This is a genomic window from Ruminococcus sp. RTP21359st1_H3_RTP21359_211015, from assembly GCF_040909065.1.
In the GTDB taxonomy this organism is placed as follows: Bacteria; Bacillota; Clostridia; order Oscillospirales; family Ruminococcaceae; genus Hominimerdicola; species Hominimerdicola aceti.
The window spans coordinates 1-12,647 of record NZ_JBDGDD010000009.1 but is presented as its reverse complement, the minus strand read 5'-3'; the positions used below and the strand labels follow the sequence as shown (position 1 = coordinate 12,647).

The following is a 12,647-nucleotide window of genomic DNA, read 5'->3' as shown; positions in this document are numbered from 1 at the left end:
AGGCGAGATTATGGACGAGAACGAGATAACAACTGTAGCTGATACGCAGGCGGAGAAAACTGCCGATACAGCAGACACAGGTCAGACAACGCCCACCACCGAGGAGCTTATCCAGCAGCTTACGGCGAGAGTGGCGGCACTTGAAGAAATAGTCGGCGAGGAGGAGTATGAGCTGCGGTACTCGGGCGAACAGACGGACGAGCTTTTAGACGGCGGTACAGCGGTGTTTCGTGCAAAGACAGCGGCGCAGATAGTAAGTCTTGTGAACAGGCTCTACCCACTGTATATGCGGTGGGGGTCTTTCACGGTGAATATGAAGGTCAACGCCGACAACGGCTCACAATGGACTTACAATACACGCACAGGCATGATACCCTCGGGGGTCACTAACCCTGCGGTGTTTATGGTGTGCGACTGGGGCAAAAAGCACTTCAAGTCGCAGAGTTTTCAATACAAAGTCGCAAGCAACAGCAGGGACATCGACTGGGAGGCATACCTTGAGCACACCTCAGACCAGGGCGGCACATACGCTTTCAAGGTGTACTATCTCATAGTCGGCAAAAATGCGGAAGGGGGAAGTATAGTTGGCTAGTTTCACGGAAAATCTCGGACTTAAAAAGCCCGACAGGTCGGACAGGTTCAGCATCGAGGACTTCAACGGCAATATGGATATTATCGACACTATACCCGATATGGCGAGCGGACAGAGCCTTGTGGGAGTGTCAGTGGGAGAAGCGTACGGAAATATAGGTATAACAGGCATAGCGGAGGCGGTCGAAGATGAAAATATACGAGGGAACAGACGGACTTAGAGGATTAGTCAGGAAGCTTATTGAAGTTTATAATTTTAAGAAAGTTGTGTACGAGGGCGATAACGCAAGTATTGACACCAAAGATGCTACCTTTCAGCTTTGGGTAACAGACGAGCTGTTTTTAAGAGGTCAGTTTGCTGATACAAGTAGAAGTTTTGGTTGGTGTGACCTAAGAACAGAAGCATTGACTTGTCCTTGTGTGAGCACTGCGCCTAACATTGGAGACCCAAGAAGATGGATTATTTATAAGCAAAGTGATTTAGTAGCTATTGGAATAGCCGGTAATACCGCTAGTAGACCTGGTATAAATATAATAATTGGCGAAATAACTAACTATGAAACAGGAGAAACTGAAATAGGTATGACAACAAGTTGTGCTACTAATAATATTGACAAATATGCTGTTTTTACCAACGGCATGTCTGTACTGTCTGCACCATATAGATATTTTTGTCAGCAAAAATCAGTAACATCACTTGCTCCTGTAGTTTCTACCAGTCAAAACAAAGGTTTTACAAATGTATATCACATACTTTCTCATATACAGGGTATATCAGATAACATTACTTATTGTGACTACGCTGTACCTACACAAACTATACTGCTTAATAATAAGAAATATCTGTTAAGCAGATTTGCTTTTGAGATAAAGGAGTAAGCAAGATATGAAACAGAAATTTGCAAAGCTTATAGACGTCAAGTCTATCGTGACGATACTGCTGACGGCAGTGTTCTGCGTGCTGGCACTGCGCCACACGATTTCAGCAGAGCAGTTCATCACGGTGTTTACTGTGGTGATATCGTTCTATTTCGGCACGCAGTATCAGAAAAACTATAAAAATAACAAGGAGGATAATTATCATGGCAGCGACAATTAAAGGCATTGATGTTTCTATGTATCAGACAAACGTAGATTTCGCAAAGGTCAAAGCGGCGGGCTACAGTTTTGTTATTATCAGATGCAATAACTGGGATCACACGAAGAACTGTGTAGTAAAAGACCCGCTTTTTGAAACGCATTACAAAAATGCAAAGGCAGCTGGGCTTGACGTCGGTGTATATTACTATACATGGCAGACAACGGTATCCGGTGCGAAACAGGACGCAGTTCTTTGTCTCGATTACATCAAGGGCAAAACTTTTGAATACCCAATTTACTTTGATCTGGAGTGGCAGAAAGCTTTTGCACGCGGTAAAACGGTATGCTCCGACATGGTAAAAACTTTTTGCACTGCGCTGGAGGAAGCAGGCTACTTCGCAGGTCTGTATATCAGCCGCAGTCCGCTCCAGACTTACATAACAAATGATGTCGCAAGACGCTATGCACTGTGGATTGCAGAATACAACAGCAAGTGCAACTACGGCGGCACATACGGTATGTGGCAGTACAGTTCAACGGGCAAGGTCAGCGGTGTTTCCGTGCCGGTAGACATGGATTACTGCTATGTGGATTACCCATCTGTGATAAAGGCTAAGGGGCTTAACGGGTTTAAGGCTACTAACACAAGCACGTCTAAGGTACTTGACAGTTCGGGCTTTAAGAAAGGTGATAAATCCGATGGAGTTCTTGCACTGAAACAGCTCCTTATGCTGGCAGGGTACAAACTTGACAACAACGGCACGTTCGGAGACGGTACCCTAAAGGCGGTCAATGCTCTGTTGAAAAAGTGGGGCTATACTCAGAACGGTATTGCGGGGACTAAATTTATTAAAAAGCTGTCTGCAACGATAAAGTAAAGGAGTAGCTTATGGATACAAAAGAAACATCATACAGCCAAATGGTGACAGTCACTAGGCTTAATTACAGGAGCGATTGCAACTTCACCGCCGGAACGATCGTTGGCGTTCTCGAAGATAATACTCCGGTAAAAGTCGCTGATGATTTTTATGAATTTCATCACGGTCACTACTGGAGAAAAATCAAGCTTGGTCGCAAGCATTATTATGTTGTTGCTGATTGGCTTAAAAAGATTTAAAAGTAACAGCTCCGGGCAATCCGCTCGGAGCTGTATACTATATTAAAAGGAGGTCATATTTATGAAAAGTCCAATACCATGGATTGGTGGAAAGAGCCAGCTTAAAAGTAAGATCATCAAGTCTTTCCCGCCTACTGAAAGCTACAACAGATTTATCGATGTATTCGGCGGAGGCGGGTCTATACTTTTTGCAAAAGGCAAACACGCTGATCTAGAGATCTATAATGACGCCAACAGTGATTTGGTCAACTTTTTCAGATGCTTAAAATATCATTCTGATGAGCTTAAAAAGGAGATAAAATACTATTTAAACAGCCGGGAAATGTTCCTTGACTGCCGTGAGCGCATATCTGTAACCGGATTTACAGACATTCAGCGGGCTGCTATGTTCTATGTGCTTGTCAAGACAGGCTTCGGAGCAAGTCTGAGAACGTTCGGCTGCAACAAAAAGCGGCTTAACACAGATAATTTCGCAGATATCGAGGCAAGACTGGATGGAGTAGTGATCGAAAACAAAGATTTTGAGGATCTTATCAAGGTATACGACCGTGAGAAAGCTTTATTCTACTGCGACCCTCCATACCACAAGACAGAGCGACATTACACTGTTAAATTTACCGAGGATGACCATGAGCGGCTCTGCAGAGTTCTTCACCAGATCAAGGGCAGATTTGTACTGTCGTACAACGATGACAAGTATGTGAGAGACCTGTATAAAGACTACAATATTCAGGCGGTCACCCGCAATAACAGTCTTTCATCAGGTGATTTCAAAGAGGTAATAATCACAAATTTCTAGTATTTTTTTTAGAGAATAAATAACGGATTTCGTTATTTATGTTGTAAAAAACATACCGGAGGTAATCATGAGAGTAAAATTAAGGGCTTTGCTTAATTCCAGGGGCATTACTCAGGCTGAACTTGCGCAGGCGACAGGCATCAGACCGTCCACAATCTCACAGCTTTGCAATAACATCGCTGTCGGTTTCAAATTTTCACATCTTGAGCTGATTTGCAGATTTTTAAAATGCGATTTAAATGACATTTTAGAGCTGTAAAAAATACGTTTCAAAAATTCTCGATAATTCAAAAAAAGTGATGAGTGTTTCGTTTTGTTGAAACATTTCATCACTTTTTTGCGTTTTGCTTGTCAGTTTTTTGGATTTTGCTTGTCAAACATCAGCTATTTCAACTTCCATGTTGATAAATGTAAACTTTTTTAGAAAGTATGATATAATATAGTATTGCATTAAATAAAAATACGAATCCATACTTACTCAGTCTATGTCACCTTACCCCCTCAATAACTCCCTTATCCATTTCATGCACAGTATCGCACAGCACAGAAATGTCCTCCGCCGAATGAGAGCAGATAAGGATAGTCTTACCCTGCTCTTTGTATGAAAGTAGGTACTCACGCATTTCTTTTACGCCGTCCTTGTCAAGACCATTGAAAGGCTCGTCAAGAATGAGTATCTTCGGATTTTCCATAATGGCTTGTGCAAGTCCCAAACGCTGCCGCATACCTAGACTGTATTTGCGGACGTGTCGCTTTAAGTCAGGGTCAAGCCCCACCTGCTTCATGCTGTTGCGTATCTCTTCTTTGCCGATCTTGTTGTTCAGCCCCGCAAGAAGTTTGAGATTTTTGTATCCACTGTAATACGGTATAAACCCAGGTGTTTCAATAATGATACCCATATCTTTCGGGAAGTCAACGTCCTTGCCCACCTGCTTGCCGTCAACGATAATCTCACCGCTCGTGGGCTTGATAAAGCCGCATATACACTTCATAAGCATTGTCTTTCCGCTGCCGTTTCTGCCGATAAGTCCGTGTATCCTGCCCTCCTCAAAGGACACATTTATGTGCTTTAGTATCTCCGTTTTGCCAATCGTAAGGCATACGTCATTTACATTGATGATATCCATTTCGTCCCCCTAACTTGCAACCTCCGTCACATTATCATAATTAAACTTACCAATGGCTATCCCTCCGAAAACCAGCAGAACCGCAATAAGTACTAGCAGATAAATCACAGAAAAGCTCATCGGCATTATTGGCTTTTTGAAATATTTCGTGTAATGCAGCCAAGTTATTGAGTTTGCCATTGGCATTGTCCACATAAGATTTGTCCTTATAGCACTGAACGCCATTCCAAGTGATATCATTCCGCCGCATATGATAAAGCCCATAGTCTTGCGCTTGAACAGCGAAAATACCAGCAGTATCAGCCCTATTATCATCAAATACGCCGCCACGAGCAGATAGCTTTTCACCGCCGCCTCAAATACCGAAAGCTGATTGTAGAGATTTTCTGGAAGCAGCTCAACGCCGAAATCGCCTCGCCTGTCGGGGAACATTTTCACAAAACCCGTGGCAACATTGCTCCAGCCATTGTACCAAAAACCATTTGAAAGCATTGGCAAAACTGTACCGAGAAATATTACCGCAAGACATGATACTATCATAAAAACAAGTTTCAAAACCTGCCCTACAAACCAGTTCGCCCTGCCGATACGCACGATATAAAACACAGTATTTGTGTCGACTTTCGGATAGTCAGCAATAAGGGTCAGAAAAACTATTGGGATTATAAGTATCAGTATCTCAGAATTTGCTACCGCTATAAATGGCTCTAGTATGTTAAGCGGCTCACCCATAAGCTCTGCATTGTTAGTCAGCGGAGAAACTGCAAAATTGTTTATGAATATGAGCAGCACCGCAACTATCACCATTCGTGCGTCGCAGACCCATTTGACAAATTCCGTCACCTCACAGGAAAAGGCTTGCTTTAAACTAAAATTTTTCATCGCTTACACCCCTTTGTCCGGCCGCATATTCATTATTACTATAAAACCTATCACAGAGAAAAGTATTATCCCGAAATTGAAAAACAGAATGTATTTTGTGTCAGCAAAAGCTGTGTAATATGACAAATTCATTATGCTGTTGGGATAAAAATTCTCCAATATGCTTGCCCTGTCGAAATCCTCTTTCATCATCGAATTTGCAATAAGTTTCTGCACAGCTATCTGCCACATATATGTTACCATAAATGGCACGCAGGTTATAAGATATGGATTTTTGCAGAATGAGCTTATGAATAGCGCAGGCATTGTGCTTATGGCTCCATACAAAAACGCTGAAAGCATATATCTTAACACGCCTATAAGTTCGTTTTTGTTGTTCACAAGCACGAATGACAAGTCATCTGCGGAAAGTTCATATTGGCTCAATGAAGGAAAAATTATTCTTACGATAACACCAAAAATTATATATCCGAATAGAACAGCCGAACCGCCGCACAAAAATGCTGAGCAGAATTTTGACAGATAATATCTCAAACTGCCTGTTCGGGTTATGTTGAACCGCATTGAGCCGCCGTTTCGCTCTGCACAAAATGCCGTCATAAAGGGAAAAGCCGCTATTATAGGCAGAAACATTGCCATATATCCCGACATACCTTTTGCGAATATCAGATAGGAACTGAAGGAATAATCATCAGCAAAAAGCTGTTTATCAAGCTTTGCAATGCACTCAAACACCGTGTATATCTTCGCCGTGTTTGGGTCAGTATACGCCTTTGCGGTAAAGCATAGCAGAGTCGTGAGCAGCACCGCTCCGACATATCCGATATTCAGCATACTCTTGTTAAGGTCGCATTTAAGTGCTTTCATTGCCCCACCCCCTATGGAATAAGCACATATATCTCGCCCGTAACGCAGTCAACTGTCACATAATTTATTGCGTGCAGACCTGTCGGCTGCTTATCGTCGATAATAAAATCCACTTTGGCGTACAGCATATATTATCCGCACTTTCGCCGACTTCGGTACTCTCGCCACGAGGTTCATACATAAGCTTGACGTCATCAAACTGTATATCGATCTTGTCCGCAAGATTTTCCTCAAGCAGATCGCAAGCACCCTTGAAAGACAGCATTTTGTCTATTTTCTCAACCTTTGCCACCTTGAAAGCGTTACAACCTATGTAATATTCGGGGCCAAAGTTTGCGTCGAGATCGGTATAAGTCTGCATTGAATAGGTCATAAGCGCATTGCCCTTCACGAACAGCGTATCGTCAGCATTCGTGGAAAAAACATTTTGTATGCCGATACCTTTATATGCCTTTTGTATCTCGATCTCATAGCCAACGCCGCTGTCGGTGGTGATTATATACCCGTCACTGACCACATTGTCAAGCTCCTCTCCAAGCACATTGCTGAACGTGTCCGCCAAAGTCTTTGCCTTGTCCGCAGCAGACAAAAGTCCGCTGTCAGCATTTTCAGAAGTTGGTCTGTCGAGATAAAAAAGCTCCATATTATCGGCGTCAGCGTCTGCGGTATTTACGCCGTTTTCGCTTGCCTCCCAACAGCAATAAGGCTGTGCAAAGCGTGTTATTTTAAGTTTGTTATGTTCGTCCTGGAGCTGTGCCTGATCTTCCACAGTTTCGATCTTACCATCGATCTTGATATCCAAGGCACTTTGCAGCTCTTCCACTTTTGACGACAGCCAGTCCATATCATTTTCGGCATTGATATAAGCAAACTCCAAGTCATAAACACCGTCAGGTTTGCAAATGCTCACCGCCGATTTTTCGGGCAGCTTGAATTTTGTATACTCTTTTTCAAATGCAGCATCAAAGCTGTCATAAATATTCTCTGACGAAACATAAGCCTCGCCGCTGTCCACCTCAGCCGAATGCTTATTACTTCTGATATTGTCGGGAGTATTTTCACAAGCTGACAGCGCCACAGCCGCCAACATCACGGGCAATAATACTTTTGTTTTTCTGATATTTTTCATATGTCATTCCTTTCTTTTGGGTTATTGCTGCGAGGTAGTATAGAAATCAAGCTGTTAAATTGATCGTATAATTTAAGGCAATATCACATAAAAAGATAGTTAGTGATATTGCCTTAGCTTAAATTTTATTTACCGCTAACATATCCTGAAGCATGACTACCTACACCTGACGGAGCTGGATTGAGTGACATTGTGCACAAAATACGTTCACCTTTATCAATGTATGTCGCATTAGTGTGTTTCGTAGTATGGTTTCCTTTACTTGATATTTCTCCACTTGCAATATATGTACCTCCAACCGTTGTTCTATAGGAAACGGATGTAGCATTTGAGATATTGTCAATTCGGTAGTTGACCCTAACATAATCATCCTGAGCTGCATTTCCAGCAGTAATAACTTTTGACGTAACAGATCCAGTGTTGGAAATATAGAACGAGAAACTATCTGCCGCACTAGCCCCAATAGCCATAGAACTCATCATCATAACAGCAGCACCCATAGCTGCGATTCTCTTAACGATATTTTTCATAATATAGGTGTGATTTTCTTCAAGTTTTGTTGCAAATAAATTCAATTTCATCATATAACACAATTATTGCAACGGATAATTGTGCATAATGAATATTCACATCTTCATTGAACTCACCACATTTTTTGCAATAGACTTTTTTATCTATGCATACATTATTTTAACACATATAACACCAAAAGTCACTATATTCTGCATATTTCTCTCATATGCAGAAGATTTTTGTATAGCTGAATAAATATTGCGTTCTAAATTATTTCATTTTACATAAGTTAATTGTTAAATACTTGTTAACATCAACATGAAAGTTGAAATAGCCAGATTATAACGCTTATTGACATACAAGTCAATGAATGATATTATTAAGATATAACGATTTTAGCACAGGCGGTGAATTAATTTTGAAATTCTACGATTATCCGATAATCAGCAAAGAAAGCAGTCTTCCCGTCTTTTTGGTGAGCGTAGGGCTGAACGAATGGCAGTATCATGTTAAATGCGACAAAGGCGACAATTATGCCAAGGCTCTTTATTGTACAAAAGGCAGCGGCGTACTTATAATGAACGGAGAGAAACATATAATAAAACCGTACACTGCATTCTTTATCCCTGCCGGCTGTCCGCATGAGTATTATTCAACGGACGAATCCTGGGATACGCATTGGATAAAACCATCAGGAAAGTCCTGCCCTGATATGCTTAAAGCACTCGGCTTTGTCAAGCCAAAAATCTTCCCTCTCCCAAAAGAAGAAATTACATATCTTGACCACTGTTTCAGATGTATGCACGAGGCACTCCTGTCTGACAAGGTTGACGGAAATTTCAGAGCGTCGGGCTATCTGTACAGCTTTTTCATTGAATTGAGCCGTCTTGCGACGAAAGGAAAAGGCAGTGTACAAATCGCCCCTTCGGTGACAAAGGCAATCGCATATATTGACGAAAACTATATGAAACAGCCCGGTCTTGAATCCATAAGTAAAGCCGCAGGAGTTTCTTCGCAGCATTTGTGCAGATTATTCAGGCAGACCTTGAACTGCCGACCGATGGAATATATCACAAAACGCAAGATACAGGCGGATAAAATGCTTCTGACGGAAACGCAGAAAACTGTCGATCAGATAGCTGAAGAAACAGGTTTCTGTGACAGCAGTTATTTTTGCAAGATTTTCAAAAGGTTCGAGAGTATTACTTCGTCGCAGTTCAGAAGTATAGAACAGGCTCTATGAAATTCGTAAATTGACCGCTGACTCCGTATGAAAAACAAAAAGGCATCATGTCCGGATACATGATGCCTTTTTCCTATTGTAGCTTTGCATAAACCTGCCGGATACGATCAGTTATTCCTGCGTCTGGCTCTGTTCAGCAGCAGGAGCGATATCATAAGTATCAAGGGAAATGCGCAGCCTGCGAGCATACCTTTCTGCATATCATCGCCTGCACTCTGGGTGATATTTCCTACAATAGCAGGGCCGAGTGCTCCGCCAAGGTCACCAGCCATGGCGAGGAGTGCAAACATTGCAGTTCCGCCAGAGGGTATTTTTCCCGAACAGATGCTTATAGAACCGGGCCACATGATACCTACCGAGAATCCGCACATTATGCAGCCTAGAAGTCCGATTACAGGTATTCCCGACAGGGAGGCAGTGATGTAACAGATCAGACACAGCAGCGCCGAGCCTATCATGAATTTCATAAGATCGAGCTTTTCGCCGTACTTCCCGTAAAGTGTACGGCTAATGCCCATCGTCACCGCAAACATACACGGTCCTGCAATATCTCCGACTGACTTAGTCAGTCCGAGAGCAGATTCTGCAAATGCCGACGCCCACTGTGCCATTGAAAGCTCCGAAGCTCCCGCACAAACCATAAGCAGTATCGCAAGCCAGAACAGCGGTACTCTGAGCAGGTCACGGATACGCATTCCCTCGCCGTCCTCGACGGGGTGTGCAATGGGACATACTGAAAAATTGTAAACATTCACCAGCGGAATTATCGCCCAGATACAAGAGAGCCACTTCCAGTTTTCTATGCCGAAAACAGTAAAAAACAGTGTTGAAATGAGTATGACTCCGACCGAACCCCAGCAGTAGAATGAATGCAGCAGGCTCATTGCAGCTTCTTTGTGCTCAAACGGGCAGGCTTCAACTATCGGACTTACAAGCACCTCGGTCAGACCGCTTCCCATTGCATATATTACCGTGCTTATAATTATTCCTGAAAACGGATTGGGAAGCAGTTCTGGCAGAAAAGCAAGCCCGATAAGTCCCAACGCAGAAAACACCTGCGAACCGATAACGCATTTCCGATAGCCGATCTTGTCGGCGAAACGTGCACACAGCACATCTATGATAAGCTGAGTAACAAAAAATACCGACGAAATAAGGGCAATTTTTCCAAACGGAATACCATAGCCATTGTGAAATGTGAGAAATAGAAGCGGAGCGAAATTAGCCGCTATTGCCTGTGTGATGAATCCAAGATAGCAGGATATAAGTGTTTTTCTGTAATTTACAGCCATATTGACAAACTCCTTGACAAATGATATAATCAGATTATATAGTAAATATCGTAACATTTCAATACACAAAATCACATTTTTATTACACAATATCGTAAATCGGGTGAGAACATGGGAAATGAAATCAAAAAGGACAGGATCACAACGGACGAAACCTTACGTGAAACTGCAAGTCACGGCAGCGAAGAATATCCGTTCAGTTACTATTATGAGGACATCTGGGATTTCGATTTTCACTGTATCGACTGGCACTGGCACCCAGAGGTCGAATTTGTTTATGTACAGCATGGCAAGGCTGATTTTCTGGTGGGTGGAAACAGGTATGTTCTAAGCTCGGGCGATGGGATCTTTATAAATTCTCAGGTGATACACAGGTTTGAAGCAGAAGACAGCGCCATCATTCCGAACATTGTTTTTTCACCTGTTCTGCTTGCGCCGCAGGGCAGTCTGATATACAGCAGATACATCAGACCGATAATTGAATCAACTACCGAATGTGTGATTTTTTCCGCCGAAGAAACAGCGCACCACAGCATTATCGAAACAATGAGGTCGGTATTTGCTGTGCAGGGTTCTGGCACGGCTTCTGAAATGGAAACGGTAGAACTGCTGCTGAAACTATGGCGCCTGTTATATGAAAGCATACAGATAACAGACTGCGGCCCCGTGTCCGGGCATTCCGCACAGACGCAGGCGAAGCTTCAGATAATGATGCAGTATATTCATGATAATTACAGCGGTCAGATAACACTGGACGATATTGCAGGAACAGTTCTTATAAGCAAAAGCAGTGTTCTCAATATTTTCAGGACATACCTGCACACTTCGCCGATTAATTACGTTGTGGAATACAGACTGAAACGTGCGTCAAAACTGCTTGTTGATACCGAAAACAGCGTTTGCACCATAGCGCAGGAAACAGGATTTGAGAACATCGGCTATTTCTGCCGCAGATTCAAAAAGCTGTACGGCGTTACACCGATAAATTACAGAAAATACTATCGCAGTGCGGAGCGTAATTCAATGAGAAATACACATTCTGACACAAATGTCCTGTCGGGCTGATGAAATAGCTAAACTTGATAAAAAGACATCAGATTTAAGAGAGTATGACAAAATCTGCAAGCAGAGGAAAGAACACCTTAATAATACAACTCAGATTATTGATGAGATCTTGTCCGAAGGTTCCGGAACAATCTGCACCGCCAACGGTGGGCTGCCTCCGGCAGACCGAAGAAAGCTCTACTATGATCATATCTTTCTCGTTGCATAATTCTTGTTCGAATAAAATGGGTCAAGTGATATTGACAAAACCATATCGGCATAGGCTGTCAGACTTGCTGAGCCTATCAACGTAATACTTGCTACAATGGGGATTATTTTTTGAATCATTTCGAAAATCTCCTTTCATGTTTTAGTATTGGGTACAATACTATTATATATCATTACACTTGTTTTTACAAGCCGCAATGCGCACAAAGTTATCTGAAAAAATCCGGACAATTTTTATAAGATGAATTGACAAAAAACCTCTGAGAGAGTATAATTATAGTAATGTGTACAATATGAAAGGATTGATTTCTATGTACTATAACGAAAAGCGCAAAGCAATCACGGCAAAATATGTGAAAACACATCTTGATGACATCAAAATTCGTGTTCCAAAGGGACAGCGTGAAAAACTGAAAGCTATCGCTGCTGAAATGGGCATGAGCATGAATCAGATGTTCATTAAGGCTGTTGAGGAATATATTGAACGAAACTATAAGCCTGAAGAAGCAAATGAAACAGATTGACAAATCGGAATTTAACGCACATCTAAAAAACGAGAATTCATAGAAACGTAGCCATAAAATGGTGATGAAAGGACGTATAACTTATGAGTAAAAAAGTATTTGTTTTGGTACACGATTACTGGCATCATGATGATTCCATCAAGCCTATGATGGACTATCTGTTTAACGCAGATTATGAAGTAACATTCACAAAGAACCCAAATGATTATTT

General features: G+C 42.1%; 17 protein-coding genes. 11 read left to right on the top strand and 6 right to left on the bottom strand.

All coding sequences use genetic code 11. The features are described 5' to 3' along the window. Positions 1 to 10 precede the first annotated feature (10 nt). The 8 genes from AB5Z01_RS05155 (at position 11) to AB5Z01_RS05120 (ending at position 3,846) form a co-directional block, all read left to right on the top strand. Positions 11 to 592, top strand: a complete 582-nt coding sequence (locus AB5Z01_RS05155) for a hypothetical protein (protein ID WP_256320399.1) — start codon at positions 11 to 13, stop codon at positions 590 to 592. Continuing rightward, positions 585 to 812: a hypothetical protein gene (locus AB5Z01_RS05150; RefSeq protein ID WP_287215923.1), complete on the top strand. Its 228-nt coding sequence runs from the start codon at positions 585 to 587 to the stop codon at positions 810 to 812. Before AB5Z01_RS05155 ends, AB5Z01_RS05150 begins: the two co-directional genes overlap by 8 nt. Continuing rightward, positions 781 to 1,470 (top strand): hypothetical protein, encoded by a 690-nt coding sequence (locus AB5Z01_RS05145; protein WP_287215921.1) that lies wholly within the window; start codon positions 781 to 783, stop codon positions 1,468 to 1,470. Before AB5Z01_RS05150 ends, AB5Z01_RS05145 begins: the two co-directional genes overlap by 32 nt. Before the next feature lie 7 nt (positions 1,471 to 1,477). Further along, entirely contained in the window at positions 1,478 to 1,690 is a 213-nt protein-coding gene (locus AB5Z01_RS05140) for a hypothetical protein (protein ID WP_287215918.1), read from the top strand. After that, on the top strand, positions 1,674 to 2,549 hold the full coding sequence (locus AB5Z01_RS05135; RefSeq protein WP_287215916.1) for a glycoside hydrolase family 25 protein: 876 nt from the start codon (positions 1,674 to 1,676) through the stop codon (positions 2,547 to 2,549). The genes AB5Z01_RS05140 and AB5Z01_RS05135 overlap by 17 nt, the downstream gene beginning before the upstream one ends. A gap of 11 nt (positions 2,550 to 2,560) precedes the next feature. Continuing rightward, the gene (locus AB5Z01_RS05130) at positions 2,561 to 2,788 is read left to right on the top strand and encodes a hypothetical protein (protein ID WP_041337517.1); all 228 of its coding nucleotides are present in this window, start codon (positions 2,561 to 2,563) and stop codon (positions 2,786 to 2,788) included. 61 nt (positions 2,789 to 2,849) lie between these two features. After that, complete coding sequence (locus AB5Z01_RS05125; RefSeq protein ID WP_041337516.1) at positions 2,850 to 3,587, top strand: DNA adenine methylase; 738 nt, start codon at positions 2,850 to 2,852, stop codon at positions 3,585 to 3,587. A 67-nt stretch (positions 3,588 to 3,654) separates the two neighbouring features. Beyond that, positions 3,655 to 3,846 (top strand): helix-turn-helix transcriptional regulator, encoded by a 192-nt coding sequence (locus AB5Z01_RS05120; RefSeq protein WP_041337515.1) that lies wholly within the window; start codon positions 3,655 to 3,657, stop codon positions 3,844 to 3,846. 229 nt (positions 3,847 to 4,075) lie between these two features. On the opposite strand, the gene AB5Z01_RS05115 is transcribed toward AB5Z01_RS05120, so the two are convergent. The 5 genes from AB5Z01_RS05115 to AB5Z01_RS05095 all read right to left on the bottom strand — a co-directional run bounded on the left by AB5Z01_RS05115 (position 4,076) and on the right by AB5Z01_RS05095 (position 8,176). Further along, positions 4,076 to 4,714: an ABC transporter ATP-binding protein gene (locus AB5Z01_RS05115; RefSeq protein ID WP_287216451.1), complete on the bottom strand. Its 639-nt coding sequence runs from the start codon at positions 4,712 to 4,714 to the stop codon at positions 4,076 to 4,078. A gap of 9 nt (positions 4,715 to 4,723) precedes the next feature. Further along, positions 4,724 to 5,596 (bottom strand): hypothetical protein, encoded by an 873-nt coding sequence (locus AB5Z01_RS05110; protein WP_195221808.1) that lies wholly within the window; start codon positions 5,594 to 5,596, stop codon positions 4,724 to 4,726. A 3-nt stretch (positions 5,597 to 5,599) separates the two neighbouring features. Continuing rightward, complete coding sequence (locus AB5Z01_RS05105; RefSeq protein WP_195221807.1) at positions 5,600 to 6,463, bottom strand: hypothetical protein; 864 nt, start codon at positions 6,461 to 6,463, stop codon at positions 5,600 to 5,602. A 64-nt stretch (positions 6,464 to 6,527) separates the two neighbouring features. Then, entirely contained in the window at positions 6,528 to 7,592 is a 1,065-nt protein-coding gene (locus AB5Z01_RS05100) for a hypothetical protein (protein WP_287216450.1), read from the bottom strand. 125 nt (positions 7,593 to 7,717) lie between these two features. After that, positions 7,718 to 8,176 (bottom strand): hypothetical protein, encoded by a 459-nt coding sequence (locus AB5Z01_RS05095; RefSeq protein WP_287216449.1) that lies wholly within the window; start codon positions 8,174 to 8,176, stop codon positions 7,718 to 7,720. A gap of 299 nt (positions 8,177 to 8,475) precedes the next feature. Here AB5Z01_RS05095 and AB5Z01_RS05090 point away from each other — a divergent pair, with 299 nt between their 5' ends. Further along, the gene (locus tag AB5Z01_RS05090) at positions 8,476 to 9,348 is read left to right on the top strand and encodes an AraC family transcriptional regulator (RefSeq protein WP_195221804.1); all 873 of its coding nucleotides are present in this window, start codon (positions 8,476 to 8,478) and stop codon (positions 9,346 to 9,348) included. Between the two features lie 107 nt (positions 9,349 to 9,455). On the opposite strand, the gene AB5Z01_RS05085 is transcribed toward AB5Z01_RS05090, so the two are convergent. Next, the gene (locus AB5Z01_RS05085) at positions 9,456 to 10,640 is read right to left on the bottom strand and encodes a sugar MFS transporter (protein ID WP_195221803.1); all 1,185 of its coding nucleotides are present in this window, start codon (positions 10,638 to 10,640) and stop codon (positions 9,456 to 9,458) included. Between the two features lie 111 nt (positions 10,641 to 10,751). On the opposite strand from AB5Z01_RS05085, the gene AB5Z01_RS05080 reads away from it, so the two are divergent. Continuing rightward, positions 10,752 to 11,705 (top strand): AraC family transcriptional regulator, encoded by a 954-nt coding sequence (locus AB5Z01_RS05080; protein WP_308805413.1) that lies wholly within the window; start codon positions 10,752 to 10,754, stop codon positions 11,703 to 11,705. Positions 11,706 to 12,223: 518 nt separating this feature from the next. Beyond that, positions 12,224 to 12,436: an Arc family DNA-binding protein gene (locus AB5Z01_RS05075; RefSeq protein ID WP_117924983.1), complete on the top strand. Its 213-nt coding sequence runs from the start codon at positions 12,224 to 12,226 to the stop codon at positions 12,434 to 12,436. Positions 12,437 to 12,647 lie beyond the last annotated feature (211 nt).